Origin of the sequence: Mesorhizobium hunchu, assembly GCF_040081975.1 — a bacterium.
GTDB lineage: Bacteria > Pseudomonadota > Alphaproteobacteria > Rhizobiales > Rhizobiaceae > Mesorhizobium > Mesorhizobium hunchu.
The window spans coordinates 1-26,982 of record NZ_JBEBMG010000007.1 but is presented as its reverse complement, the minus strand read 5'-3'; the positions used below and the strand labels follow the sequence as shown (position 1 = coordinate 26,982).

Below are 26,982 nucleotides of genomic sequence, written 5' to 3'. Positions count from 1 at the left end.
TCTCTATCTCCAGCCCGGCGGGAAGCGGTCTACTCCCTCCGCTTCCCGCTCCCCATTCGAGGCACGAGAACCATGTCCCAACCCCTTCTGACCCTTGAGGGAATTTCCAAGCGGTTCGGCGCGACGCTGGCGCTGAGCGGCGTGCGCTTCGACCTGCGTGCGGGAGAGGTGCACGCACTCATGGGCGAGAACGGCGCCGGCAAGTCGACGCTGATGAAGATCCTCGCCGGCAACATCGAGCGCGATGCCGGTGTCATCCGCATAGACGGGCAGGAGGTCGACATCCGCTCGCCGCGCGACGCTGCCCGTCACGGCATTGCCATCATCCATCAGGAACTGAACACGGTACCGGATATGACCGTCGCCGAAAACCTCGCCCTCGGCCGCGAGCCGAAGAAACGGTTCGGCATGCTCGACCGGACCGCGATGGAGCAACAGGCGCGCGAGAAACTGGCGCGTATCCATTCCGCGATCGACCCGCGGCGCAAGCTCGGCTCGCTCAGCGTCGGCATGCAGCAGATGGTCGAGATCGCCCGCGCGGTCGGCGAGAATGCGCGCGTGCTGGTGCTCGACGAGCCGACCGCCGCCTTGTCGCGCGCCGAAGCTCTCGAACTCTACAAGCTCATCGAGCAGATGCGGACGGCCGGTGTCGGCATGATCTACATTTCGCACCGTATGGAGGAGGTCTGGCAGCTTGCCGACCGAGTGACCGTGTTCCGCGACGGTACCTATGTCGGCACCGGGCCGCTTTCCGAAATCAGTCCGGCGGATGTGGTGCGCATGATGGTCGGGCGCACGGTCGCCGACCTCTACCATCACGAGCCGCGCGAGCCCGGACGTCCGCTGCTGACGGTTAAGGGCCTCGCCGGTCAGGCCGTGGGACCGGTCGACCTGTCGGTCCGCGCCGGCGAAGTCGTCTGCATGGCGGGACTTATCGGCTCCGGCCGCACCGAGGTCGGGCGGCTGATTTTCGGCGCAGACGTTCGCACCAGTGGCCGTGTCGAGATCGACGGGCGCGCGAGCAGCCCCGCCAATCCGACCGAGGCGATCGCCGACGGCGTCGGCATGGTGCCGGAGAACCGCAAGGAGCAGGGCCTGTTCCTCGACCACAGCGTGGAGGACAACGTCGCCATCAGTTCGCTCGACCGCTTCGTCTCCGCCGGTGTCATCCACCGGAAGCAGCGGCGCTCGGCGGTGCTCGGCGAGATGAAGCGCCTCAGACTCCGGCTCAACGCCGTCGACCTGCCGGTCAAGGCGCTGTCGGGCGGCAACCAGCAGAAGGCGGCGCTGGCGCGCTGGCTGCTGCGCGATTGCGACGTGCTGATCCTCGACGAGCCGACCCGCGGCGTCGACATCGGCGCCAAGCGTGAAATCTACGAACAGATCGACGGCCTCGCCCGTGCGGGCAAGGCGATCCTCGTCATCTCCTCCGACCTGCCGGAGGCGATCGGCATCAGCGACCGCCTGCTCGTCATGCGGCGGGGGCGCATTGTCGCCGAACTGGAGTCGGCGCGAACCTCCGAGGAAGAAGTGATGCTGCACGCGACAGGCACGGCGGTGAACGCGGCCAATACGGGAGCGCAAGCATGAACAGCGATGAAACCAATGCCCTGAAGGAGGCAAAACCGGCCCGCGAACCCTTCGACTTCGCCCGCTGGTGGGACCGTGTCGGCATCCTGATGGTGCTCGTGGTGCTTGTCCTGCTGATGGCCGCGATCGCGCCCAACTTCAACCGCGTGGACAATCTCCTGAACATCGCCCGCGCGATCTCCATCAACGCCATCCTCGCCGCCGGCATGACCGTGGTCATCTTGACGGGCGGGATCGATCTTTCGGTCGGCTCGACGATCGCCGTCTCCGGCGTGGTGGCGGTGATCGCGGCCATCGCCGGCGTGCCGGCGCCCCTGGCGGTGCTGCTCGGCATGGCAGTGGGCGGCCTGTGCGGCCTCGTCAACGGCTGGCTCACCGCTTATCTCGCGCTGGCGCCCTTCATCGTGACGCTCGGCACGATGACGTTCCTGCGCGGCCTCGCCTATACGATCACCGACGGTCAGCCGATCGTCTCTTCGGGGCTTAATTTCCGCGATCTCGGCAACGGCTATATCGGCCCCATTCCGATTCCTGTCATCGTCATGGTCGTCGTCTATGCCGTGGTCTGGTTCGTGCTGGAGCGCACACGCTACGGCCGCCATGTCTATGCGGTCGGTGGCAACGCCGAAGCCGCCCAACTCGCCGGCGTGCAGGTCAAGCGGGTCGTCACTTCCGTCTACGTGCTTGCCGGGGTCTGCGCCGGGCTTGCCGGCGTGATCTTCTCCGCCCGCGTCATCTCGGCCCAGCCGACGGCCGGCACGGGATACGAGCTCGACGCCATCGCCGCCGTCGTCCTGGGCGGCACCAGCCTTGCCGGTGGCCGCGGGCGCATCGTCGGCACGCTCATCGGCTCGATCATTCTTGGCGTGCTGAGCACCGGCCTCATCCTTCTCAACGTACAGTTCTTCACTCAGCTGCTCATCAAGGGCGTGGTCATCATCCTCGCCGTCGCCATCGACAGCCTGAAGCAACGTCCGCTGTTCCTGCGTGCCGGCGGACCCAAGCCGTAAGGCAAATCCCGATCCTCCTCCTTCCTGCCCGTGCCGACGGGCAGGGCCTTCATCGATGCCCTTTCGGAGACATGTCCATGGCCCATTCCATCCTGATCGCCGATCCGCTCGCGGGTGCCCGCGATCACGAACCCGTCGTGTTCTCGATCAAGGCGGAGCTGAGCGAGCCGCTCTGGTGGGCGCGCGACGATGCCGGCAGCCGGGTTCTGTGCCAGCGTCTCGAAGGCGATGCCGTGGCCGGCGAGACGCGCTTCGTTGCCTGCCTTTCCTTCACCGGTTCCTGCCGGTTGACGCTGGAGGAGCCTTGCGACGCGGCAACCGAGAAGCCGGCCGGCATCGCGGTGCTCGGAGGCAGGGAAGCCGATTGCTTCGCGCGCCTCGACACCGGCGCCTTCGATCTCGAATTGTGCTCGGGCACCGCCCAGGGCCTGGGCTCGTCGAAATGGGGAATCCGGCATTTCAAGGCGCTGGCCGACGGCTTCGAGCTGCTGCCGTCCGGCAACAACGCCATCGGCGGTTTCTACGGCCCGTTCTTCACGCCGGAGAACGGTCTCATCAACCCGCCCGAGCACACCACCGTGCGCATCGAGGTGATCGAGCGCGGCCCGGTCCTGCATCACTACCGCATGCACGGCGTCGTCCCCGATGGCCTGCTGGAGGAGCTGAAGGGCAAGCGCTTCGCCATCGACTGGAAATTCACCTATCGCACGCCCTGGTTCCAGCGTCGCTATGAGGTCGATCCGTTCCAGACCGTCATCAACGGCCGCTCCGTGACGGACAAGATCACCGTCGGCGACGAGTTCGAGGGCGGCAAGGGCGAACTGGTGTTCGACCGCTTCGCGGCCTTCGGCGGCACGCGCTACCGAGCCGGAGACCCCTATGCGGGCGAACTCGTTGACATGGTCGCGGACACCGTCGCCAACTCTGCGAACCAGAGCCGGAAGTTCGAGGAATTCCGCGCCCATCTGTCGGACATCGAATCCGCCCACTGGGACCTTTACTGGCGTCTGTTCTGTGCCTGGGAAGGCGTGTTGGGCGAAGCGGAGCTGCGGGAAAGGCTGGCGAAAGTGCGCGCCGCCGCCCATGTCAAGGCGGACCTCGGGGACAGGCCATGGATCCTGACGGATGGGTCGGTCGACGTCTCCGCCGTTCCCCACGAAACCATCTTTCCCGGACCCGCCGACAAGACGGTCGAATATCACACGGCCAGCGGCCGGGCGATGATCTGGTGGACCTCGAAACCCTCCGGTGCCTTCCAGATCGTCCAGCGGCGCCAATCGGGCTGGGTGAACTGGGGCAGCAACGGCGAGAACGAGTGCCCGGAACTGCCGGTCGGCGTCGACATCAAGACCGCCTACGGTCCCTTCGCCGACCGCTGGGAGCAAATCGCACTCCAACTGGAGACGCCGCCGGTGGTCGAAGTATGATTTGGCTGGCGAGCCTTCGACTTACGTGTCCGCCGTGCAACGTGCACTGAAGCAGTCAATTAGTATCGATCGGCGAGACGTCGCTGGATCCGTCGACCCGCCGCAAACATCTTGCCGCTCTGGACAAGTTTTACACTGCCGTCCAGCGCCAGCGTGACAGCGATTGTCTCGTCCGATTGATCGACGATACCGACGCTGACGCGCTTGTCCGACTACGCGCGCAAGGCGCTGACTGGGCTCGGTGTCGAAGTCAGGATCGGACAAGCGGTTTCCGAATGTACCGCCAAAGGAGTCACGATCGGGTCGGAACGCTTGCCGGCAAAGACGGTCATTTGGGCAGCAGGCGTGGCCGCATCGCCGGCGGCGCAGTGGCTTGACACGCCGGCAGATCGCGCCGGGCGTATTCTGGTGACGTCGAACCTTACCGTTCCCGGGCATCCGGATATATTCGTGATCGGCGACGCTGCGCATGTCGAGATGCCGAACGGGAAGATGGTCCCGGGCATCGCGCCGGCGGCCAAGCAGGAAGGTGCCTATGTCGCCGAAACGATCAAGGCGAGGGTGCGCGGCGGGGAAACCTCATGCCCACCCTTCCACTACAAGGATGCCGGCAGCCTCGCGACGATCGGCAAGCGCGCCGCGGTGGTCGATTTCGGCTGGATCAGGCTCACGGGCCGAGCAGCCTGGTGGCTCTGGGGCTTCGCCCACATCTACTTTCTGATCGGTCTGTGCCATCGTATGGCCGTCGCGCTGAACTGGCTATGGATCTATTTCACGGGACAGCGCAGCGCGCGGCTCATCACGCGGGAAAAGCGGCAGAGCGGCTGACGGACAAATGATGTTATATGAACAATATGGTCTCGCGAAAATCACATAGCACTTGCCGTGGATACAATGATCTCCAGGCCGTTCGTCTCCAGCTACAGGTCGGTCATGAAAAGCCCGCCGGGGAGGAGGGCCGGCGGGCTAATTAAAGAGGGCAAGCAAAGAAGTACTGCCTCTGATGTCGGCATCGAATCTGGGAGGAGGGGTTGGCCGACGATTGAAATGTAGATTCTGACGCTGAACTTGCCAAGTTGCGATTTTGCATAGCAACCTGCAAAACGATACGAACGTGACAGACGGTTGGCCACCAGGCATCGACATGCCTGGCCCGTATTGCATGAGAGTGTTAAAATCAGACAGATTTTCACTTTAAATTGGACGGAGCTTGCGTTAAGCATAGCCGCATGGTCAATTCGACATCGTCACATCATCTCATCGACCGCAAGGCTCGTCCACTGGTCGAGACTGCGCTGTCGGACACACGGGTCGTCCTTGTCGTCGGCCCGCGTCAGGCTGGCAAGACGACGCTCGCAAGGCAATTCGCCGGCCTCGACCGCCCCTATGTCACCCTTGACGACGCCGGCGCGCTGAGCGCGGCTCGTGCCGATCCGGTCGGATTCGTAAGAGGTCTCGACCGCGCCGTGATCGACGAAGTCCAAAGGGTGCCCGAACTGATTCTGGCGATCAAGGAGAGCGTCGATCGTAATGTCGAGCCGGGCCGGTTCTTGCTGACCGGTTCCGCCAATCTCTCCACCATGCCGATGGTCGCCGATTCGCTTGCCGGACGAATGGCGACGATATCGCTTCTGCCGTTCGCTCAGTCCGAAATCCGTTCCACGCCAGGGCGGTTGCTGGATCGGATGTTCGCTGGCGAGGAGCTGGTGGCGGCAGAGAATTCGCCCCTTGGCGGCGAACTGGTCGCGCTCGTCCTGCGGGGCGGCTATCCGGAAGCATTGCGCCGGACGGCGGCGTCCCGTCGGATCGCGTGGCTCGAAGATTATGTCGCCCAGATCCTGGACCGTGACGTGCGTGACATTGCCAATATCGACCAACTCGACCGGCTGCCGCGCCTGCTGCAGGTCCTGGCCGAGCATGCCGGTCAACTGGTCAACAACACAAGCTTCGGCGCGGCGCTCGGACTATCGAGCGTAACCGCGCAGAAATACGTCGCGATCCTCGAGCGGCTTTTTCTGATCAGAACATTGGCGCCGTGGTCGAGCAACCGGTTGAGCCGTTTGATCAAGACGCCGAAACTGCATTTCCTCGATAGTGGTCTTCTCGCCGCCTTGCGCGAAGACGAAGAACAGGCCTTGCGGCAGGACCGGTCCAGGTTCGGCGCGTTGCTGGAGAGCTTCGTCGTCTCGGAGCTGCTGAAACTCGCCTCATGGTCGGAGCGGCGCGTGTCGCTTTCGCACTATCGCACCAAGGATCAGGACGAGGTCGACGTCGTGATAGAGGATCGGCGCGGTCGGATCGTCGGCATCGAGGTGAAGGCCTCGGCAACTGTGCGCCCGCAGGATTTCCGGGGGTTGCGTCAGTTACAGGAGGCGGTAGGCGACCGGTTCGTGCGTGGGCTTGTGTTGCACGACCACGATCGTGTGACGCCGTTTGGCGAAAAATTGCAGGCAGCACCCTTGTCCGTCCTGTGGACGATGTAAAGTCGCGTAACCTAAATTATGGAACTTTTCGCAATAAAATCAACGACTTAGTTTATAATGCCGATTATGGCGTAGGATAATGGGTGTCCAGAAAGGCAGTAGCGGCGGCGGCCGTCGGAAACGCAGCCAATTGCTGTGGTTCTTCGTCCGGCCGCTGCGCCTGTCGGACCACCAGCACTTGATCGTCATCGAGTACCACACAGGGGCGCTCTCGAAATTTCAACCATTCCGCCTGCTTCGATTCGGCCAGAGCGCAGGCCACGTCGTAATTCTCGGCAACCCCGAGATGGGTCGAACGATCCCAGGCACCACCGTTCAGGCACCGGACCTCGATGCGGCCGTCCGACAGCGTAAGACCGTAAGGGCGGTCCCACCATTGATCGAGCTGCGCCTTGCTGCGCGCGTCATTCGGTGTTGCGTTGAATGCCTTGGGCAATTTGGGATCGAGCGGTATCCGATTTGGCATTGTGCCCTCCGATTTCGCCGAGAATGCCACATACCAAGGCAAAATCGATAGCCGAATTGGCGTGGCAGCGGATATCTACCTCCAGGTGCAAAAAGATCTCGATTGATTCCCTTATTCGAGCAACCGAACGTCGAGCTCAAAAGGTTCGATCCGCTCAATCCTGATCGCCGCCGCCGCGGGATGGCGGTGGTTGACGATCACGTTCCAGTCCGGGCTGCCGGCCACTGGCACGATCGCCGACGGCACGAACAGCAAAGCGTGTTCAAGCCGGGCCAGCCATTCGTCGCCCATCCGCTGGGTGTCGACTTCCCTACGGCGCCAGTCATCAGGCAGGTCGGACAAGGCTCGCTGCGCGCTCGGCGTTTCGTCGGGGACGTCGTAGACCACCATGGCAAGCGCCGGAAGCAATGCCGGATCCTCGACATGGACGAGCTTTTCGAGGACGCAAAGGGATGGCGACGTGGCCGTATAGGTCACCGGGCGGCCGACGGTGTTCCAGCGCCCGTCGAACAGCAAACCGTAGCCGCCATCCATAGATTCCGCGAATTTCAGGCTGGAAAGCCGCCAGAGCCGCATCAGGCGGCAGCGCCCCAGGCGATCTTGCCGAGGATGGTTTCGATGACTCGCGTGCCCGCCTCGGTCTGCGCCACCGTAAGGGGGGCCTCGCCGCCCAGTTCCGCCAGTTCCATGCGTAGCCAGCGGTTCGCCTTCTCAGGATCGTCAAAAGTCTCTTCCGCAAGTGATTGGATACGGGCGAGCCGTACGGCCCGGTCCGATTCCTCGACCGTCAAAGGCTCGTTCTTCTCCGCGCGATGCCGGCGTGTGCGCTGCGGAATGACGAAGCGCTCTATCTCCTGCTCACTGAGTCCGGCAAGAGACAGGCCCTTCAACGTCGCGAGCGGAAGCCGGCGCCGCACCATCATCGCGAGGTCCGCCTGCGACCGGATATCGGCTCCCAGCACCGCGGCGCCGCCGAGTTTGCGTGCTACATCGTCAATGAGTGCGGCCGAGGTGGTCATGTTCAATCTCCGGCAATCTGCCGACATATTTAGGGCATATTGCCGAGAATGCAAGCCGTGCTACCGATCTCGAACGTCGCTACCTGCCAACGCGCCAGACTTCCGCCTACGCTACGGCTCATAAACTCCCCTCCCCAACCGGATCCATCACCAACGCGGCATGGCCGCGAACAAGCTCTTTGGTCTCCTCAAATTCCATCCGGTCGATCGTCGCCCGCCACATAGACTCGAGGCCATCATTCAGGGCGAGTGCATCGACATCTTCGATGCCCTTGGCACTCTCGTCGAGCATGGCATGCAATGCAGCGTTCATCTTGCCAAATTGGTTGCTGACCTCTTGCCGCTTCAGAACCGGCGAGCGCACGACGTTGGCCTCGTGCCTCGTAACGTCCTGTCGCGACAATGATGGCGACCGACCGTGATGCGTGGGCGGGACGTAGCTCTCCTTCAGCAACGCACGCACATTGACCTCAAGATCATCATCGTCCGCGCGATCTCCCGGCATAAGCTCACCAGTGTCAACGTCCACAAGATCGTCCTCCCCCAAGTACGCGCGCTTCCGATCGGACTCCGACTTCTCCTCGGCCAAGCGATGCCCGTTTCTGTCCGGCCGACGCTCCCGCGCTCCTGTGCATTCCACCGAATCCTCCAACTGCGCCGGAGTTTCTCCGGGCTCTATTCCCGGCACGCGGGTCGCATCGAGATTCAGCCTGATGGTCAGCTCGTCGAGCGAGGAAAAGAAGATGTGCCGCTCGCCTCCAATGTCCTGCCACAGAAAATCGACCGGACGCGGCGTGGACGGCTTTTTCAATGCCGCGCTGGTTAGGCCGCCGGCCTTCAACGTCGCCACGCGTCGATGCACGACGCGAGCATCCGGATAGAGCATCTGACGCGTCATCACACCTTCGAAGGCTGCTGGCTCCGTCTTGAACTTCTCGTCTTCCTCGAGCGTCCAGGCCCTCGGCTGAATTTGCGGCTTGCGAACCTCCTCATATTTGTCCATCGCCCGGAATAGCCGCTCACCGCCGGAATCGAGCTTCATGATGCGCATGATCGGCATGCCTGTCACCTGGAGGATCGCCTCTTCCGGCTTCATCTGCATCAGCGCATGAACCGGCAGGAGTTCCACGCGCATCGGCATCATCGATCCTCCGCGGTCACGACGGCCATGCCGATACGAATATGAAGGCTGCGGCATCAGCTTTGTGTCGACACCTGCAATCTGGGACACAGCCAGCGCGTCCTCGACATTCTGGAAATTCATGTAGAGCTTGATCGTCGAGGTCCCCATCAGGATTTTCTGACCGGGCCTCTGGTAGAGCCGCTCGAGCTGCGCGCCGTCCTGCAGGATGAACACGAACCGCACCCCGTTCTTGCGGATCAGCGGGGCAAGCGTCAGCACCGTGTCGAGCCGGCCGCCATTGCCGAACTCGTCGAGCATCATCAGAACCTCGTGCTCGCCATTGCGCAGCGGACCGAGCCGCACCAGATTGTCGGCCATCTGCTGCACGAAGATCGAAATCAGCCGCTCATACATCTGGATGATATTCCAGTCGGCCTGCAGGTAGATGACCATCCGGCGCTTGCGGATCTCCGTTATCGGGATCGTCGTCACCGACGTCATCGCCTCGATGAGCTCGTTCTGCAGGAAGTTGAACTTCGCGCCGATCTCGGCCGCGATCCCTTCCCCGAGCTTTTCATGGCGGCCGATAAACTTTGTCAGTTGCATGCGCGTCTGGTCGGACAGATGATCGCCGTATTGCGACAGAAGCTGCGCGATCGCGGTGCGTTCATCCGACATGGAATTGAGGATACGATAGAGCTCGCTCAGCGATTTGCGCGTATCTGGACACTCGATCACAAAGCCCAGCATGGCGACCAGCAGGATCCTGGCGCTTTCCTCCCAGAAATCGTTCGAGTCCGAACGCAGCCGTTCCGGCATCAGCATCTGCGCGAGCTTCTGCAGATCGGTAATGCGCTGATGCGGGTCCTTGCTGATCACATCCAGCGGATTGAAACAGTGCGTTCCATGCTGGCCCGGCGCCATGAGGTAGACCTCGTAGCCCTTCTTCTTCATGTAGCCGGAGGTTTTCTCGTAGAGCTCTCCGCTCATGTCGAGGATGAACATCGATCCGGCGTAGGTCATCATCGTCGGCATGACGAAGCTGCGCGACTTGCCCTGCCCCGGCGAGCCGATGACCATGACATGCTGATCGCTGTCCGAACGCAGCAGCATCCCTTGTTTGTATCCGAGCACAATGCCGCTCTTCTCGCGCAATCGATAGTCGGCGGCATCCCGCAGGGTCGCCAGTCGGGAATGACCGAAGACCTGACGCTCGCGGTGTATCACCGCCCTCGCGATCGGGAATCCAATCAAAAGGCCCGCCGCGGCAAGTCCGCCCAGACCCGCGAGGACCGTCAACTTCGCCGGTGCGACGAACTGGCCGGCGGCATTGTTGCCGCCGAAGGGAGCCTGATACATGGCGGTCAACGCATTGCCGTAATAGTTCGCGACGGCGTCCAGCGTCAGGCCCTTGGTGGCGATCAGATAAAAGACCACCCCATAGACGGCCACCCCCGCCCAGCAAGCCGCGAACACCAGCCCGGAGGTCGCCAACAGGCTGAACATCGACCGAACGTGCAAGAGATAGAGGATCAGGCGCGACAGCGACCGGCCGCCCTTCAGCATCCACCAGGTCATCCAAACATAGATGAGCGGAAAGACGACTACGAGGCCAAGCAGCGACAGCCCGATCGTATTGCACGTGAACACGATGACCGCGATCTGCCTCATCGCGTCCATGTACGGCGCGCGGCTCAGATAATCGATGAATGAGGCCTGGCCGAACGACGTCGAGTACAGATCGTATATGAACACGAAAGTCGTGAGCCACATCAGCACCGCTATCGCGATGACGAGGGGAAAGGTCAGAAACGAAAATCGCTGCAGTGCCGTCAGCCGCTTCTGCCGCGGCGCCTCATCAACCGCGGCCCGCAACACTGCGGCATCGATCTCGAAGGGATCCTGTAGCAATCCGCTGTCATCGGAGAATTTGACCGGCCTGTCGTTGACGGCCCGCGGCGTCGTCTTGACCCGGTGTTCCGGCTCGGCCGCGGCATCGCTTCCCGAATGACGACGCGCGTCCTCAAGAGACCTGGCTGTGTACCTTTTCGCCATCTTCGTTGACCTCGTCCCGGAAATAGATCTCGCTCACCCCCCGGCTGGTCGTCTCATCGCCTTTTCGCAGCTGCACCACGATCGGGATGATCGAGCGGATGTATTTGAGGATGTCATCCCTCTCCATCCGAACCCCGGCATTCACGATCAGCGTCGATAAGCGGTTGAACGCCTGATGCGGCGAATTCGCGTGGATCGTGGTCATCGAACCGGGGTGGCCGGTGTTGATGGCGTTGAGGAAGTCAAAAGCTTCCGGGCCACGCAACTCGCCCATAAAAATCCGATCCGGGCGCAGGCGCAGCGCCGTCGCCAGCAAATCCGCCATCGACACCTTCGCCTCGCCCTGGTCTCCCTTGGAGACAAGGAGCGACACCACGTTTTCCTGCAGCGGCTCCAGTTCGCGCGTATCCTCCATCAGAACAAATCGCTCATGCATGGGAATTGCCGTCAGCATCGTGTTCAGAAACGTCGTCTTGCCGGACGACGTGCCGCCCGACACCAGCATGGAGCGATGCTCGGAGGCCGCGAGCTCCAGGAACTTCCGCACCTGCCTGCCACGCAGCAAGACCGACAATTCCCGATCGACCTCATCGATATCGTCGTCTCCGGTCACCCTCACATGGTCGAAGGCGCCGCGCTTCTCGTAGTCCACCAACGACAGCCGCCGGATGAACTGCTTGCGGATCGAAAACGCGTGGCCCGTGGCGGAGGTCGGGTGAAGCACGAACTGAACGCGTTCGCCGCCCGTCAGAACGGCCGACAGCAACGGGTTTTCGCGATTGATCACCTGAGCCGTCAACGCGGCCGACCGCACGGCCATGTTCTCGGCCGCATGCTCGGTGAGGGCCGGTTCCTCGATCTTCTGCATCACCAGGTTGCCGCCTTTTTCCAGCCACAGCTCCCTTGGCTTCTGGCAGGAGATTTCGACAACCTGCGGATCGTCGAGATACTTCCTGATCGGCTTCAGCGCCTCGCCGAGCCAGTGAAGATCGATATCCCTCCTGCTGGTCGTGGCATCGACCTTCTTGAGCGGCGTCACCACCTTGTCGGCTGGCGCGTGCAGCGCCTTGTCGCTGGCAGAATCCATCTTCACCTGCCTGCTCGCTTCGACCTCTTCAACCGCTCGAACTCCTCGGCGACCGGGTCGGCGTACAAATCGGAGAAATCGAGATCGCGGGTCACGAACACGTTGATGTCCGACCCCTGGTCGATATGGATCGTCGGCCTGATATCCTTGGTATTGCCGAACGCCTCCGCGGCCATCTGCTGGATGCCGGCTGCGATCGTCTGGGCTGCAATGCCGCGCGCCTGCTGTTCGGGCGTTTCGGTACTGCTCTGCGGTATCCGCGTCACCGTGCCATCCGGATTGACGATGGTGATGTCGTTGTTGCGGTCGGGATTTCCGAGCGTCGCCACATATTGCGCCGCCCCGCCGATCATAGTGAGCAGCGCCGGGGGCCCAAAGCGCTCCCAATATTTCCGATCGACCTTCCCTGTCATGCCCGATCGCCCGAGCCGGTCCGTGCCGAAGGAACCGAGCTGGACCGAAACACCGTCGCCACGGATCATGCGCGTCCAGACGACGAAAACGCGCTCCTGGCCTTGCTGAATGTCAGCCTTGTAGTCGCCGATCAGGCTCGACCCGGCGGGAATCAAGATGCGGCGACCGTCGAAAGAGTAGACGTCGTCGCGTACGATCGCCTTCGCCATGCCAGCGAGGTCCGAGTTGATCGCGGTCTCCAGCGTACCCCTGATCATGGTGCCCTGCGCGATGCAGGCGTCGGTTCGATTGTTCTTCACGGCCCGCGACACCGCGACGTCCTGGTTTCCCATCGCCGCCAGAAAGGCTCGGTTGGCATCGCCGCCCGTGCCGTCGCGGCCGGCTCCTCCCGGGGCGCCCTGCCTGGAGAAATCTTCGCCGCCGTTCAAGCCGACCATCCCCTGTTCATTGCCACCCGGCTGCACGGACGCCTGCGCCATATCCGTGCCCTGCTGGCCGCGCGACTGGTCGTATACCATTGCATTCGCCTTCACCCGCTCGAGCAACTTCTGCTGGCGTTCGAGTTCGATGCATTTTGGATTGTCGGGATTGTTCCCGTTCGAGCAATCGACCGGCTGTTCCAGCACTGGCGGCAACTCGACCTGTTCCACCGGTGGCGGCGGCGGAGGGGGTGGCGGTGCCTCCGGCACCACCACGGTGGGGATCGGCGGCGGGGGCGGCGGCGTGTTGAAGCCCGGGCTTTCCGGCGTTCTCACCGGGGCGAACGTTTCGGGTTCCGACTGGTTCGTCGCGACTTTTTCCGGCTGTGCGGAGAAGGCCAGATAGAGCACGATCCCAACGGCGAAGAGTGCGGCCAGCAGGGCCAGCGGCCGTCCGATGCCTATTCCGCGCCGCCGCACGGCGCCACCGATCGTTGCCTCGTTCTCGATGCCATGGCTGTATTGCGGATCAGACATCGGCCTACCTCATGCTCCTGTCCGTGGAACCGCTCGAATACGCCCGTCCCTTTCCCAGCGGCTTCGGTCCCACCACGCCCTCGATCGGCGGCGGCTCGTCGGCCGGCGCCGTGCGCAGATTGAACAGGCAGGTTTCCGTCTCCGTGCCGAAACGAAGCGTCCATTGGCGCGACACCGCGTCGATCACGATGTAGTCCTGCTCCCGGCGGTAGTTGACCAGCGACTCGCGCCGCTTCCTGTCGACGACGAATATCGCCGGCGTGTCGCCGGAGAATTTCATGAAGGTCTTGATCCCGTCGTCGAAGACCCACACCGGTTTCGCGCCGGGATCGCCCTTGAAACCATAGTCGTAATTCACGTGATCGCGGCGGATATTCTTGATGTTCGGATTTTTCTGCGCCTCCTGGGCTTGCTTCCACAGTTCGGCCATGCCCTTCATCCCGGCATCCTCGGAATAGGAAAATCGAAGCTTGTAGGTCTGATTCCGCTGGCTTTTGGAATCGTTGACCAGCAGCTCGAACGAATAGGTGCGTTTCGTCGTGATCACCGACATATTCGTCGCCGCATCTTTCTCCATTGGCTTCAGCGTCAGCGAGCGCCGGTCGGCCGACGTCAGAATCTGCCAGGAGACGGTGTCGCCGGCGACGACCTGCGTGATCTCTTCGTCGTTGCCGAACAGGATCACCGTGACCATGCCGTAGGTGCCGGTGACCTCGAACACCTGCTCCGAGGAATAGGGAACCGTGCGAATGCGAGGATCATAGCGTCCTGGCTGCGCCACCAATTCCGCATGCGCGAGTGCCGTGCCGAGTACGATCGCCAGCGTCGCAAGTCCCATCCTCCTCATTGCGGCAGCCCGCTTGGCATCATTTCCGGAACCCTGGTGTAGTCCGTGACCAGGAAGCCCAACGGATTGAACATCCGCACCCTCTGGCTCATTTCCAGATTGCCCTGCCGATAGCGGACCGTTACCGACCAGCGGTCGACTTTGGCCATGCCGCCCTGGCGGCGCTCTTCCGTCTCGAAGCGCACGTTCATCGTCTCGTTGTTCAGGGGATTGACGGATAAAAGGTTCACCCGGACATCGCCTTCCGCCCCGATCCTCTTGACCGGCGACTTCGGATTGCCTGGGTTCATCAGCTCTTCGTATTCCCGGAACGCCCGCCCATTCGGGTCCGACCACAACTGGATCATGTCGAAGGTGTCGGCGAGATAGCGGGGATCGTAGGTCTCTCGCTTGATCACGTAGTTGCCGATGAAGGCTGCCCTCACCGCCTGGAGTTCGGAGACCGACCTGTCTTTGTCGAGCGTCGTCACCGTCTCCATGTAGCCTGTCGCCTTGTCCACGATCAGCGGCACGACTTCGGTCGATTTCAGCGGGAACAACTGCGCCGACGACCAAACCGAGATGCCGGCGACAGCCCATCCCGCGATGGCCGCCAGGCCGAGCACGAACGCAAGCACTGAAAGGAGCGACCTTTGCCGTGCGCCCCATGTCAAATGCTGCTGATAGATCCCTTCAGGACCTGGAACTTTCCCCTCGGGCTCGCCGATTGCCGTTTTCCTCAACAATGCCACTCGAATTCATCTCCGCGCAAATCCCGGAATCGCCGCGAACCTATCCGGACCGGCCTCGCATTCGGCTGGCAAGCATCCGGCCCATGGCGCGAGTCCCTCGCCCCATGTCTCCCGCCATTGCCATCGTGCCTCGCACGGCGTTGCCCGTAATGCCTTCTGGGGTGAGGCTTGTTGCAAGATTGGCTGCTCTCGAGCCGCTGTTCTTTGCGCTCCGCAATCCCTCGCCTACGCTGCCGGCAGCAGGGAGCCCGAAAAATGCTGCTCCATACGCAAACGAAAGCGCCAATGACGGCACCCGAACGACGAACGCGGCCACCACCAGCATGTAGAGCACCAGGCCAGCCGCCACGCCGAAGGATTCCTCCTGCGTCGCCGTCGCGATCTGGATGGAATCCAGATAGGAGCGGACAAAGCCGAAGCAGAAGCCCGCGATGATGTAGGAAAAAAGCAGCGTGAAAATTCCGAACGCGATACCTTTGACCCATCCTTCAAACACAAACCTGGTCATGCCGAAAAAATTGCACAGAATGGCAATGGGTCCCACGGCAAGCATCACCGCGACCGTCATCTTTGCAAACAGCGTCACGCCGGTCAGGACCAGAAGCATGGGGATCAACCCGCCGCCAACAATGAACAGGTCGAGCAAAGCGCCGACGATCGAGCCGATCCATCCGCCGGCCTGCGCCGTCGCGATCGCCGATGCGAACTCATAGACTTTCTCGGCGACCTGATGGACCTGGTCCGCCATATTGGCGCCGCCGGCGATCCCCGCCATGCGCGAAGAGAGCGCAGCGCCAAGCTGTTCCGGCGTCTCCAGGATCAGCTTGCCGACCTCCTCATGGAACACCGACCAGGACATCACGAACGCATATGCCAGGGCGACCTTGCAGCCGGTGATGGCCATGTCCTGGAAACTGATATGGGTCCGGCCCAATGCCCCCCACAGAAAATAGATGATCAGGAACAGGGCCAGCAGGGAGGTGACCAGTCCCTTGTTTTCGGCAAATAGCCCCCAGGCCCGCTCGATCGTATCCTGGTTGATCCTGTCGAAATAGGCGAGCGCGGTTCCATAGAAGTTGGTGAGCCCGTCCCGTGGATCCATTTGGCGGCACCTCCGGTCAGAACTGGTTCACCGGCCTCATGGGGCCACATTCATCGGTCATCCGCTGGGCGATGATCCCGCCGGCATCCCTGCGGCCGGGATCTTGAGCATACGCAAGTGCGCCGACCGGATTCTCGTCAGCGGAGCACCTCGCCAAACGCTCCTTGTGGCCGGCACAGCCGGCAAGCGCGACGAGGCAGGCCAGCAGCGGGACGGAACAGAGCGGTTTCACTGCGACTGTGCTTCGAACTGTTCGAGCTGCTCCCTGACGGAGTGACCGTCTTGCTGCTGGCCGTTGCGTCTGCGGGCTGCCCCCGCGGCGAAGGTCTTCAGGAATTGCGATTGCTCGGAAAGGGCTGCCTTGTAGCGCTGCGATTCCAGTACGACGGCGCTGTTCAGGGCACCGACCGCTTCGTTGGCGGTCTGGTTCCCCTGCAACACCATCTGGGTGTTCTGCTCCAGGGCGCCTTTCATGTCCTGGGCCTTGCCAATCTCGCCGGCGGCATTGGTGAAAGCGTCCGTCCGCTCCTTCGACGCGGCGTTCATCGCATCCGTCATCGCCGTCAGGGCCGTGACCGTCTGGACTCCCTGATTGTAAGCCTGGTTGGCACCGGTGAGCTCGCCGCCGGTCACCGCGTCCTTCACCATCTTGACGAGGTTCAGGCCGTTGATCACCTGGGCTGCCATATTCTGGAACTGGCCACCGATCCCGCCGAACGACGCCTGATTCCCTTGCAGGATCGCGCCGAAATCCGGGGCCTGGCTCATCGTGAATCCGCCGCCGGTCGCCAACGACGAGAACTGGCCGGCGTCCTGCGTCCTGTCGCCGGTGATCGCCTGCAGCGTCCGCGTCGTGTTGTCCTTGATGATCGTCGTGTCCGACTGGATCTGCGACGTCAGCGCCTTGATCTTCTCGTTGGCCGCCGTATTGGCACGATCCGTCACCGGTACCTGCGCAAAGGCCGCCGTCGACAACAGGAGCGCTACCGCGCTACCAAGAATGATCTTCTTCATCGCTTCCCATCCTTCCGCTTCGTTACCGTTCTCAGCGCTCATTGGGCTCGCCGGCTGTCGACGACCGCCACCAGTCCGACCACATTGTCTTCCATCGCCGCGAATGTGGCGTTGCGGCCCTGCGCCCGCGCCTGCTCCTGCAGATATTGCAGCAGGCGCTGGATATCGGCCGTCGACGATTGTGGCGGGACCGCATAGCAACGCGTCGACCCCGTATTCACCACCGTGGACGGGCAAGCGATTTCGGCGATCTTGATCTCGCCTGAACCGTCACCGAAATTGCCGTTTTGACCGCTGCCCGATCCCCTCAGGAACGCCGACGCTTCTTTCAGTTGCCCAAGCATGGTCTGCTGCTTCAGCTGGTTCGCCTCGAGCGCCTTGCCGACGAAGGCATTCCAGGTCTCAACCCGCTGCAGCTGCGCTTCGGTGTTGCGGTCCACGGCCTCCTTGATGCCTTCGCCGCAACCTGCCGGCGCCGAGACCATTTGCGGGATCGGGGCTCCCATCGGGCGCTGGTCGCCAAATTGCCGCTTGTTGCGGTTGTAGTACTGGCTGACCATCTTCACGTAGTTCTGGGTCTCGCTGATCTGCGGTATGTTGCCGTTTTGCAGAGACTGCCGATTGGGTCCGGCGTTGTACCCGGCCGCAACCAGATCGAGCCGCCCCGGATACATGCCCATGATCTGTTTCAGATACGCCACGCCGCCACGGATGTTGTCGCGAAGATCGTAGGGATTGACGCCGAGCTTGGCGGCGGTCGCCGGCATCAACTGCATCGTGCCGAGCGCTCCGACCGCGGAGACCGCGCTTTGGCGGAAACGCGATTCCTGCTCGGCGATCGCCATGGCAAAATTCGGATCGATGCCCTGGCGCCGGGCTTCGTCCGCCACCATTTGCCGGATCTGCTCCTGGCTCGCATTGCGCGGATTGTTCGGTCCGATCTCGCCGCCCCAGCCGGCGCCGCCGCCAAAGGACGAGCAGTCCATACCGCCGGCGCCCTGCCCTGGCGCATAGCTGTTCGTCGTGTCGCCCGAGTTGCCGCGCGTCGTCTGCTGGTTCTTCCGATAGTTGTTGTACCACTGCTGTGTCGTCTGCTGGATCTTCAACCGGGCGCCGTCATCCACCGGCACCTGGGCATGCGACGACAGCATCGCACCCGCCAGCAAAGCCGCCACCATTGTTCCGCACAGCATCGGTCGCAGCATCGTCTTACCCCTTCCGATCGCAGAATTTGTCCAGCCAGTCGCGCGGGTCCTCGCCATATTCCTCGCGCAGCATTTCGACCTGGCGCACCGTGTCCTCACGGCCGGACAGCACCTTCACGAAATCCATCATGTGGCCCATGTCGACACGGGCCACGACGCTGTCGCGGGCGTGCTTGATGAGGACGAAGCGCTCTGCCGGATCGCCCTCCTTGACCCAGGCGAATTCGGCGTCCGAGAGCCCGAACGGCTTCTTGAGGCTGTCTTCGTCAGCCTTGGGGAACGGAAAGAAGATGTTCGTCGAGGTCTGCTCGATGATGGTGCGCGAGACGCTCGACCGCACCACGTCGTCCGGTGATTGCGTGCCGAAAATGATCATCCCGTTGCGCTTGCGGATGGTCTTGAAATAGTCCTTCATCGAGCGCCTGAACTCCTCGTCATCGAGAAGCTTCCAGGCTTCGTCCATCAGATTGATGACCGGCGTCTTGCCGTCGTAGATCTTGTCGAGCCGATGGAACATGTAGAGAAGCGCGGCTGTCCTCGCCTGCGGGTCTTCCAGGATCGAGGTCATGTCGAAGCCGATCATCGGCCTGGAGATGTCCAGACGGTCCTCGGCATTGTCGAACAGCCAGGCGTACGGCCCGTCATCGACCCACTTGTCGAGCCGCGCCATCAGGCCGGATTCGGTCCGCTGTGATCCGGCAAGAAGAGACCGCAGCGCCGACATGCGCCGGAACTTCTCATCGCCGGAGGACATGATCTGCTTGATCGCCAAGCGGATGATCTGCTCTTCCTGCGGGGTCAGCGACTCGCCCTCGCGGCTCGGCTTCAGCATGAAGCTGATGAGCCGATAGAGAAACACGCGGTTCTCTTCCGTGTTCTCCATCATCAAGGGATTCCAGCCGGACGGCTCGCCCGGCTCCAGCGTCATGTACGTGCCGCCTGCGGCGCGCACCATGATGTCGAGACCTCGGTCCTTGTCGAAAACCACTGCCTTCAGGTCAGGATTGACGCGATAGGCCTGATTGATCAGGAACGACATCAGCACCGTCTTGCCGGAGCCGGTGGGGCCGAACACCGTCGTGTGGCCGACATCGCCCTGATGGAAATTGAAGAAGAACGGCGTTCCCGACGTCGTCTCGAAAATCGTGATCGCCGGCCCCCAATGGTTGCCGTCGGGCTTGCCATAGGGATAGGCGTGGAACGACGACAGGCCAGCAAAATTCAATGTCGAGATCGTCGCCCGTCTGGCGATATAGGCCTGGTTGCCCGGCAACTGCGCCCAATAGCACGGTTCGCAATTCAGATCCTCGCGCACATAGCTTGCACCCAGCGCGCCGAACTCCGAACCGATCACCGCCACCGCCTCGTCCAGGGCATCCATGCTCCTGGCGATCGGCATCACCGTCAGATGATGTTCGGCAAAAGCCACGTTCTTTCGCGCCAGCTGGTCGCGCGCGAAATCAAGATCGCTCTGGATCGACGATCCACCTTCATCGGATTTGGTGAGCTGCCGATCCAGGCGGTCGATCTTGTAGCGGGCGGCCTGATCGTCAACGAATGACAACGATTGCGTGACCACCATCTCGAAGTGCTGCTTGAGCACATAGTCGAGCATTCCGGCGCCCGTCTCCGGCGGGTACTCCTTCAGCGAGATCATTGCGGCATAGCGGTCCTCGCCCCGCGTATCCCCTTCCAGATGAATCGTGCGATTGCCGAATGTGGTCCGACGGGACGGCACCATCTCGTCGATCGGCATGTTGCTCAGAAGCATCGGCCGAACCTTGCCGGCATTGAGCAGGGTGTAGAAAAACTCGCACTGTTCCGAAAACCAGACGACCCGCGCATCCGGTTCAAGGACCATGTCGTCGCTTACGTCGCGATAGATCCGCCGGCCATCCGGCATCGTCACCTCGACGCGCTTCACATCGCGCAAGACCTGTGGACCGTACGGGTCGAGGCTCTTCTCCAACGCTCGCGTCGCCTCGAGCAGCTTGTCACGCATGTGGCGCAATTGCTCCCGCGCGACAACAGAGCCGCCCACACCCAGGATGCGGCTTGGAAACGAGCCCTTCCTGAACACCGGTCGCACGACCAGAGACACATAGGTGTCGTTCACGAACATCTCGTTCTTCGAGATGCTTGCCTGATAGACCTCGTCCATGCGGGCCATGAAGGGATCGGCAAAGGTGCCGGGCAGCGACGGCCTCACCTTGTGCCGGACGACATGCGTGTACAGCGCGAAGTTGCCGAGATTCGAAATCGCCCGAAATGCCGTGTTGCGCTGCCGCTGCAGCAGATTGACGTAGTCGATATCGGCCGTTTCGAACGAAAATCCGTTGAGTCGCAGCGTCGTGACAAGACAGTCGTTCTTGAGCCGGATGATCCCGTTCTCGATCGGCGCGAAATACGGCACATGGGTCGATATCCCCTTGTCGGCGAAGATGTCCCATCCCCGACTGAGATTCGACCGCAGGGCGCTCGCTACCGTCGTCATTTGCCGTAGGTCCTGATGCGGCCGCCGATCCGCCTGCCGAGCGGATTGACGCCGCATGCACTGTGCTTTTGCAGGATGTCGAAGAACCACAGGTCGATCTTCGTGCTCACGACGTACAAGACCGAATGCTGGACGATAAAGGCGGCCGGGAACCAGAGAATGGAACCGAGCGCCAGGAACAGCATCAGCGAGGTGAAGCACTCGGCGAGAAAGAAGGTGTAGGGGATGCCCATAACAGTCGGCGGCCGTGTCATCGCCAGGATGACCGGATAGGTGTCCACGATCTCTTCGTCGTCTCTGTTTGCCATGACAGTGAAGGCGCCTACTGCGCGCCGCCGGCCAGAAAATCGACAAGTTCGGCCGCTGCGAACATGCCGGCGAGCGAGCCGCCGACCCGCAGGAGCGCGCCCCAGCTCCAGTAGCCAAACGCCGCGGCCAGAAACATGCCGATGAAGGCGATGGCGCCGATGCTGCGCCCGAACGGTCCGGTAAAGAACTGGACGATGCGGTCGGCGGCGTTCTGCAGGGCCTGCAAGTTCTGCGCTGCTGCCGGTTCGATCGCCGACATGAACAAGATTCCCGCGCTCACCGTCGCCATGGTCGAATGCACGATCACCCGCTTGCCGCGTGGTGAATTCCATCCCGTCCGGGCGGCGTCCTTCAACCCGCCGCAAAATGTCTTCACGCTGTTCATAGGCTGCCTTCCTCTCTCACCTTTACTGGCCAGTCGGGGGCCTGTACCTGCGCAGCCGCATCCGTCCCGTCGGGACCAGGGCCATTCGTTGAAAACACCAGCATCGTCGATCGTGCGGGACTGGGAGGCTTTCTGCTCTCCGCACTCCGCTGCCCGTTCGAGCGGAATCCCTGGCGCGCCCGGCCAACCGCCTGAATGTCGCCTGGCGCATATGCGTGGGTGTAGAGCCCCACCACGCGCGTGACATAGTCGGCCGTTTCGCGGATCAGCGGCAGCGATGTCCGCAGATCCACCTTCGGCTCGCCGGCGTTATAGGCCGCCGCCACAAGAATCGGATTGCCGTACTTGCCGACCAGCACTTTCAGGAACTTCGCGGCGGCGCGCACATTCTGCGCCGGATCGGTCAAATCGTGCGCGCCATACGCCGCTCCCGTTTCCGGCAGCATCTGCATGATCCCGATCGCTCCTGCGCCGCTGACCGCCGAGGCATCGAAAGCGCCGTTCTCGGCCCGGGCGATCGAAAGCATCAAATTCGGATCGACACCCTCTTCGCGCGCCGCCTGGACGATCAACCGCGCCACGTCATCAGGCATGCCGGCCAGCAGGTCTTGCCGCGCCATTGCATCGGCGTCGCCAATCTCCGGCGACCGCATCAGAGCCGCGGCATCCGCGACGCTTTCAGCTGCCAGATCGCGCGGCGGCTCAACCTGAACCTGAAGCGGCTCGGCCCGATAGGCAAAGACATTGGCACTTGCTCGAATGGCCTTCACCCGAGACGGTACCGGGACAGCTTTCGCCATTGCCCGCGATGCCGCTGTCGTTGCTCCGGCGCGGACGGAAAACGCCTCATCGCTGAGCGGCCTGTCCACGCTTGAAGGTTGAACTGCCATATCCCCGCCGAAAGCATGGACGGGCGTCATCGCACACAAAAGTGCAACGACCTTCAGGCACCGGTCACTGAAAAGCCGCGTCCCTCTCCTCGTCGATAGCCGCATTACTGACCCTGAAAATCGGACGTTAGATTACACTATCGTATAATCAATGCCGCTAAGGTCAAGTCATAAATATCACTATCGTATAAGTTATGGTCTGACTCCCTGTCGATCTTGCCGCCCCGAGGCCAACGTCAGAAGCCCTTTCGCTCCCATGGGTCGCGCTTCCACTGATAGCGAAGTTGCTCCTGGTCGCCGAGATATTTGGCCAGGTTGACTGCCGTGCCGCCTTTGATGAACACCGATCCTGCGTCAGCTCGGGTGCGATAGCCAACAATGCGGCAGAGGTAGTTCGGCAACGGCCTGTTCACGCGTTCAATCTGGTAGCAACTCGTGACCTGATACTGATAGCCGTCGCTCAAAGTCTGGAACTGACGGTTTTGCTGCTGCACTGGGCCGAGCCTGTGTCGCTGATAGGGCGACGCTGACGTTTGCACCAGCTGGCATTCGGAAAACGTCCCATACGCCTTGCATTGCGTCAGCTTCAGCCCTGTCCACGGGTATGGAACGGAGGAACTCAACGGATCTACCGGCGAGGCACATCCTGCCACAGCCATACCGAAGCTCATCACCGCCATGACCGGAATCTTCATGCAATCCTCCTGTGTGGCTCAAGCGCACATCCGTCAGGCCGGCACCCGACAACGCTGGCGGTCATTGCGGCGGAACGAGACGCCAACTCATCGACCACATCTCGACCATGATCGGCACGCATTCGCATTGCGCTTCGAATTCAAGCAGTCAGACACTTTGTCCCCCTGTGGCCATGCCCATCGACAAGATGATCGCCGTCCCCGCTTCGGAGACGAAACAATGACCGGCAAAATCTCAGACTCGCCTTCTCTCCCAACTCGGCTGGGGCGTCGTCCGGCGAAGGAGCTCCTCTCCTGCACCGTCCGTTTGAGGCTGATGGTCAGCCTGCCCTTGGAAGGGTTTCCGCGTCCGGCAGCCATCGACAATCGTCGGTCTCTCGCTTCTGCTAAATATTACTATCGTATAATTTAATTTGCTGCAATTCCAAGACTGCCGACCGGACGCAGCAGCAGCCTTCGGCTGTGCTGCGGGCTTTGGATTCCGGCCGGGAAGGGGGAGGTGGGGCGTACGGCCGCCTTCTTTCGCGTTGATTGCGCTGAGGTGCTGGGCAGGCTTGCAGTCGATCCGCCATGTCGCCCGATGACGATCCCGGCACAATCCTGCCTACCGTCGATAGGCCGCTTGATTGCGCTGGGAGATCAGAGACTGTTCAACCTTAATTCGCCACTCTTCTTCTTCGTTCTCGCGTTCAGCTTCCAAGTTCGTCTCTGGCCGGTTGCGGCGGCGAGTCGTTTCGCCGCAGATCGCGCCGATGAGCGTCAGGAATGCCAGGATTGCGACCAGTTTCACCCAGAAGTGCTGGATAAAGAAATCGTATCCCCACGAGCCGACCGCAGGCGCCCATGCCGCGCCAGCAGCTGACGACCCGATCCACAGAAGAAGCCAACAGCCGGCGGCAATCCAGGCGAAAAGCATGACAAGGCCGGCAAGCATCCAGAACGCCCGCACCGCTTTTTTGATGGCCCTGATCATTGTCATCGTCCGTTCCATTCGACCGCTCTATGCGCGGCGAAAGCAGCCCTCGGTACTCATAAAACTTGCACTATCGTATAATTTTAGTCTATAGCACTTTCTGGTCGGTTGAAAAAGGCCGAACTGGAAATGCGCATCATTGCACCGATTTCTATCGCTGTTCTGGTGGCTTCGGCCGCTTCCGCCGCTGCCCAACAGGCAACGGCGCCGAGCCCTGCGAAATTTGTCGCATACTACCAGAATGCCTACGCGAGCGGGCGTGATCTGGTCCCGGGACCGCAACAGATGCTGGACCTTGCCAGTTTGGTAACAGCCCCGAGGCTCGAGACCGTCATTCCCGAGGCGGCGTTGACCGGCAACGCTTTTGTCGATGCTCAAAACACCATCATCAAGCTGGTCGGTGCGCAGGGCTGCCAGTCTGTGCAGCAAATCCGACTGGGCGAGATGCGGGCGTCATGCACCATGCTGTCGCTGGCTGGGCTGAATGCTGCCTTGCAAACGGCAGCAGCGCCCGCGGACGGTGCGTTTCCCTGCCATTTTCTGGGAGCGAATAGCGGTCAGCCTTCGGTTCGCTTTGCCGAATGCTTCTTCATTGGCCGTGACGATCATGCCCAACCGCTGTCCGAATACCTCATTCGTCGCGGGCTGGCGTTCGCTGCCCGGGCGCCGAACGGCGCACCGCTCTTTCCTGAATACGCCGCTGCCGAAGCCGAGGCCGCCAAGGCGCATGTCGGTATTTGGTCGAATGCCGCGTTCCGTCACCCCTATGGCGAACGGTATCGGCAAAACCACACGAATTGATGCGGGTCCCGACAATCATGCTTGTTGCCATCGTCGCCGGTTCCGGCGCCTTCGCCTATGCAGCCGTCGTGCCGCCTGTTCAGTTGCCGCCGCAACCGGAGCCAATTCCTGTCCAGGTGCAGGTACCAAGCGGCGGAGATCCGGTCGCGCTCGGAGAGGTGGGCGCCAACAAATTCGTGCCCTTTCCCTCGACCGCGCAGTTTGAAACCGGCGACAGCTGGATCGCCGGCGGAAAGCGTTACCGGCTCTACGGCCTGCAGGCCTGTTTGCGTGGCACATCGATAACGATCGCATCCGGCGCAGAGCGTGACTGCGGTGAACTGAACCTGATCATGGCGCAGGCTATAATTCGTGACAGCAAACCCGTCTGCACGACGATCCGGGAACTCGACGCCAACAACCTGCTTGTCATTTGCCGAACAACGACGGGCAAGACCGGCTACGATCTCGCGACTTACATGATCGCGCAGGGATGGGGCTTTGCCGCGGTCAGCTCGAGCGGCGAACTCGCGGTTCCAGGTTACCGGCTTGTCGAGCAAGGCGCACGCGAGGCGCGGGAAGGGCTCTGGGCCTATTCCGATCTTCCGCACCCCGCCTCCATCCTCCTCGGACAGGGCAAACAGCAACCGCCGAAAAATGTAGCCGGTGAGCAATGAAATTTCTCAACGGCACCGCGATCGTCATCACGCTTGGCGCCCTATGGCCGGCAAGCGCGCAGACGTCGACAGATAGTGTGCTGCCGAAGCAAATCTACGGACGCGTGCAGGTGCTCGACGGTTCGACCATTGAATTCATCAAGCCCAGGAAGATCGTCCGTCTTGCAGGCTATCTTGCGCCTCGCCTCGATCAGATTGCCGCGACCGACAGTGTCGAATGGCCCGTTGGTCAGGTAGCTCGAGCCTGGTTGATCCTTCGAACCCTGCAACACGACGTAAATTGTGCATCCGTAACGACCGATGCGAATGGCACCATTCTCGCGCATTGCTTCGTAGAAGAAACCAATCTGGCCGCAACGGCGATCGCCGAAGGTATCGGATATGCGTTCAATTTTCCTGGGGAGCCGCAGGTTCCCGCTTACTTCGATATCGAACGTCGCGCACGAGGCCTGGGTTTTGGTATCTGGTCCGATCCGAAGCTTACCCCGCCATGGAACCTCAAGCCTGACCATGCGGCGGCTCCCGCAGCGGGGGTCGACGTCAGAAGAAACCCCGGACCCCGGCCTCCCCCTTCCTCCGCCCGCTCCAGCGTCACCAGACAATTCCCCCTGAGGTTAAGATGAGAAAGCTATTCTTCACGTTCCTGATCGCTGGCTGCGGCCTGATCACGGTTTCGCCGGCGATGTCGCAGCCTTCTCAACCCACCACCGTCGATCCGGATCAGTGCGGCGCCGATGGTATGGGGTGCACGTCCGCCGAGGTGCAGAAGTGGATGGACAAGGGCAACGAGCTCGCAAATCTCTCCAGCGCCGATCTCAGCCAGTACGCATATGCGTGCGCCAAACATCCGGACTGGAAGCACGATTGCGAGACCGACCCTGGCAAGGTTCTGCGCCGCCTCGGCATCACCGACTATCAATGACAGGCTGTCTTCCATGCACCAGAGGGTTGCTCTAAGCCTCATGGCATTTGTTTCACTGATGATAGGCGGCGTTGGCGGCTACGCCTATACGAATTGGATCCATGCCAGCAAGATCGCGGACCTCATCGGCCAAGTGAGGTGGACCCGGTTTCTGAGACAGGGGCATAAGGTGGATCGCCCGATGAAAAGGACGATCCAGCATGAAGACACGCAGACGGTTTACGGCCGAGTTCAAGGCCAAGGTTGCGCTTGAGGCGATCCGCGGCGAGCGGACGATCTCGGACCTGGCGACGAAGCATCAGCTTCACCCGAACCAGATCACGCAGTG

26 protein-coding genes and 1 pseudogene are annotated in these 26,982 nt (G+C 61.8%); 10 read left to right on the top strand and 17 right to left on the bottom strand.

Translation table 11 applies throughout. The features are described from left to right. Positions 1-72 precede the first annotated feature (72 nt). The 5 genes and pseudogenes from ABMA46_RS13880 to ABMA46_RS13860 all read left to right on the top strand — a co-directional run bounded on the left by ABMA46_RS13880 (position 73) and on the right by ABMA46_RS13860 (position 6,510). Positions 73-1,590, top strand: coding sequence for a sugar ABC transporter ATP-binding protein (locus ABMA46_RS13880; protein WP_292841380.1), 1,518 nt, complete (start codon positions 73-75; stop codon positions 1,588-1,590). Next, positions 1,587-2,600 carry an ABC transporter permease gene (locus ABMA46_RS13875; RefSeq protein ID WP_292841383.1) on the top strand — a complete coding sequence of 338 codons (1,014 nt, stop codon included), beginning with the start codon at positions 1,587-1,589 and terminating at the stop codon, positions 2,598-2,600. Before ABMA46_RS13880 ends, ABMA46_RS13875 begins: the two co-directional genes overlap by 4 nt. Before the next feature lie 77 nt (positions 2,601-2,677). After that, positions 2,678-4,027, top strand: a complete 1,350-nt coding sequence (locus ABMA46_RS13870; RefSeq protein WP_292841386.1) for a ubiquitin family protein — start codon at positions 2,678-2,680, stop codon at positions 4,025-4,027. A gap of 204 nt (positions 4,028-4,231) precedes the next feature. After that, positions 4,232-4,855: pseudogene (locus tag ABMA46_RS13865) on the top strand (NAD(P)/FAD-dependent oxidoreductase); the annotation flags it as partial. 401 nt (positions 4,856-5,256) lie between these two features. Beyond that, positions 5,257-6,510, top strand: a complete 1,254-nt coding sequence (locus tag ABMA46_RS13860) for an ATP-binding protein (RefSeq protein WP_292841389.1) — start codon at positions 5,257-5,259, stop codon at positions 6,508-6,510. Positions 6,511-6,574: 64 nt separating this feature from the next. Here ABMA46_RS13860 and ABMA46_RS13855 read toward each other — a convergent pair whose 3' ends face one another. The 17 genes from ABMA46_RS13855 to ABMA46_RS13775 all read right to left on the bottom strand — a co-directional run bounded on the left by ABMA46_RS13855 (position 6,575) and on the right by ABMA46_RS13775 (position 24,275). Then, entirely contained in the window at positions 6,575-6,976 is a 402-nt protein-coding gene (locus ABMA46_RS13855; protein ID WP_292841392.1) for a hypothetical protein, read from the bottom strand. 111 nt (positions 6,977-7,087) lie between these two features. Beyond that, positions 7,088-7,552: an RES family NAD+ phosphorylase gene (locus ABMA46_RS13850; protein WP_292841395.1), complete on the bottom strand. Its 465-nt coding sequence runs from the start codon at positions 7,550-7,552 to the stop codon at positions 7,088-7,090. Then, positions 7,552-7,995, bottom strand: a complete 444-nt coding sequence (parS, locus tag ABMA46_RS13845; RefSeq protein WP_292841398.1) for a type II RES/Xre toxin-antitoxin system antitoxin — start codon at positions 7,993-7,995, stop codon at positions 7,552-7,554. Before parS ends, ABMA46_RS13850 begins: the two co-directional genes overlap by 1 nt. Positions 7,996-8,113: 118 nt before the next feature. Then, the gene (locus ABMA46_RS13840) at positions 8,114-11,173 is read right to left on the bottom strand and encodes a type IV secretory system conjugative DNA transfer family protein (protein WP_349000195.1); all 3,060 of its coding nucleotides are present in this window, start codon (positions 11,171-11,173) and stop codon (positions 8,114-8,116) included. After that, positions 11,142-12,212, bottom strand: a complete 1,071-nt coding sequence (gene virB11, locus ABMA46_RS13835; protein WP_349000194.1) for a P-type DNA transfer ATPase VirB11 — start codon at positions 12,210-12,212, stop codon at positions 11,142-11,144. Before virB11 ends, ABMA46_RS13840 begins: the two co-directional genes overlap by 32 nt. Before the next feature lie 50 nt (positions 12,213-12,262). Continuing rightward, positions 12,263-13,630 carry a type IV secretion system protein VirB10 gene (gene virB10, locus ABMA46_RS13830; protein WP_349000193.1) on the bottom strand — a complete coding sequence of 456 codons (1,368 nt, stop codon included), beginning with the start codon at positions 13,628-13,630 and terminating at the stop codon, positions 12,263-12,265. A gap of 4 nt (positions 13,631-13,634) precedes the next feature. Next, positions 13,635-14,468 carry a TrbG/VirB9 family P-type conjugative transfer protein gene (locus ABMA46_RS13825; protein ID WP_349000192.1) on the bottom strand — a complete coding sequence of 278 codons (834 nt, stop codon included), beginning with the start codon at positions 14,466-14,468 and terminating at the stop codon, positions 13,635-13,637. 5 nt (positions 14,469-14,473) lie between these two features. Then, positions 14,474-15,094, bottom strand: a complete 621-nt coding sequence (locus tag ABMA46_RS13820; RefSeq protein WP_349000191.1) for a VirB8 family type IV secretion system protein — start codon at positions 15,092-15,094, stop codon at positions 14,474-14,476. A 154-nt stretch (positions 15,095-15,248) separates the two neighbouring features. Next, a complete protein-coding gene (locus ABMA46_RS13815) occupies positions 15,249-16,310 on the bottom strand; it encodes a TrbL/VirB6 family protein (RefSeq protein WP_349000190.1) in 1,062 nt (353 codons plus the stop codon). Positions 16,311-16,538: 228 nt separating this feature from the next. Next, positions 16,539-17,366 (bottom strand): conjugal transfer protein, encoded by an 828-nt coding sequence (locus tag ABMA46_RS13810; protein WP_349000189.1) that lies wholly within the window; start codon positions 17,364-17,366, stop codon positions 16,539-16,541. Next, a complete protein-coding gene (locus ABMA46_RS13805) occupies positions 17,363-18,529 on the bottom strand; it encodes a lytic transglycosylase domain-containing protein (protein WP_349000187.1) in 1,167 nt (388 codons plus the stop codon). Before ABMA46_RS13805 ends, ABMA46_RS13810 begins: the two co-directional genes overlap by 4 nt. A 4-nt stretch (positions 18,530-18,533) precedes the next feature. Beyond that, positions 18,534-21,023, bottom strand: a complete 2,490-nt coding sequence (locus ABMA46_RS13800) for a VirB4 family type IV secretion/conjugal transfer ATPase (RefSeq protein WP_349000185.1) — start codon at positions 21,021-21,023, stop codon at positions 18,534-18,536. Further along, complete coding sequence (locus ABMA46_RS13795) at positions 21,020-21,331, bottom strand: VirB3 family type IV secretion system protein (RefSeq protein WP_349000184.1); 312 nt, start codon at positions 21,329-21,331, stop codon at positions 21,020-21,022. Before ABMA46_RS13795 ends, ABMA46_RS13800 begins: the two co-directional genes overlap by 4 nt. A 14-nt stretch (positions 21,332-21,345) precedes the next feature. Then, the gene (locus tag ABMA46_RS13790; RefSeq protein WP_349000182.1) at positions 21,346-21,717 is read right to left on the bottom strand and encodes a TrbC/VirB2 family protein; all 372 of its coding nucleotides are present in this window, start codon (positions 21,715-21,717) and stop codon (positions 21,346-21,348) included. Then, a complete protein-coding gene (locus ABMA46_RS13785; protein WP_349000181.1) occupies positions 21,714-22,517 on the bottom strand; it encodes a lytic transglycosylase domain-containing protein in 804 nt (267 codons plus the stop codon). Before ABMA46_RS13785 ends, ABMA46_RS13790 begins: the two co-directional genes overlap by 4 nt. Positions 22,518-22,843: 326 nt before the next feature. Continuing rightward, the gene (locus tag ABMA46_RS13780) at positions 22,844-23,302 is read right to left on the bottom strand and encodes a hypothetical protein (protein WP_349000179.1); all 459 of its coding nucleotides are present in this window, start codon (positions 23,300-23,302) and stop codon (positions 22,844-22,846) included. Between the two features lie 604 nt (positions 23,303-23,906). Beyond that, positions 23,907-24,275 carry a hypothetical protein gene (locus tag ABMA46_RS13775; protein WP_349000177.1) on the bottom strand — a complete coding sequence of 123 codons (369 nt, stop codon included), beginning with the start codon at positions 24,273-24,275 and terminating at the stop codon, positions 23,907-23,909. 108 nt (positions 24,276-24,383) lie between these two features. Here ABMA46_RS13775 and ABMA46_RS13770 point away from each other — a divergent pair, with 108 nt between their 5' ends. The 5 genes from ABMA46_RS13770 to ABMA46_RS13750 all read left to right on the top strand — a co-directional run. After that, positions 24,384-25,076: a nuclease gene (locus tag ABMA46_RS13770; protein WP_349000175.1), complete on the top strand. Its 693-nt coding sequence runs from the start codon at positions 24,384-24,386 to the stop codon at positions 25,074-25,076. Positions 25,077-25,093: 17 nt separating this feature from the next. Further along, positions 25,094-25,732: a thermonuclease family protein gene (locus ABMA46_RS13765; protein WP_349000173.1), complete on the top strand. Its 639-nt coding sequence runs from the start codon at positions 25,094-25,096 to the stop codon at positions 25,730-25,732. Beyond that, positions 25,729-26,355 (top strand): thermonuclease family protein, encoded by a 627-nt coding sequence (locus tag ABMA46_RS13760; protein ID WP_349000172.1) that lies wholly within the window; start codon positions 25,729-25,731, stop codon positions 26,353-26,355. Before ABMA46_RS13765 ends, ABMA46_RS13760 begins: the two co-directional genes overlap by 4 nt. Then, positions 26,352-26,654, top strand: coding sequence for a hypothetical protein (locus ABMA46_RS13755; RefSeq protein WP_349000170.1), 303 nt, complete (start codon positions 26,352-26,354; stop codon positions 26,652-26,654). Before ABMA46_RS13760 ends, ABMA46_RS13755 begins: the two co-directional genes overlap by 4 nt. 200 nt (positions 26,655-26,854) lie before the next feature. Next, the coding region (locus tag ABMA46_RS13750) for a transposase (protein ID WP_349000414.1) at positions 26,855-26,982 on the top strand (128 nt) is incomplete at its 3' end.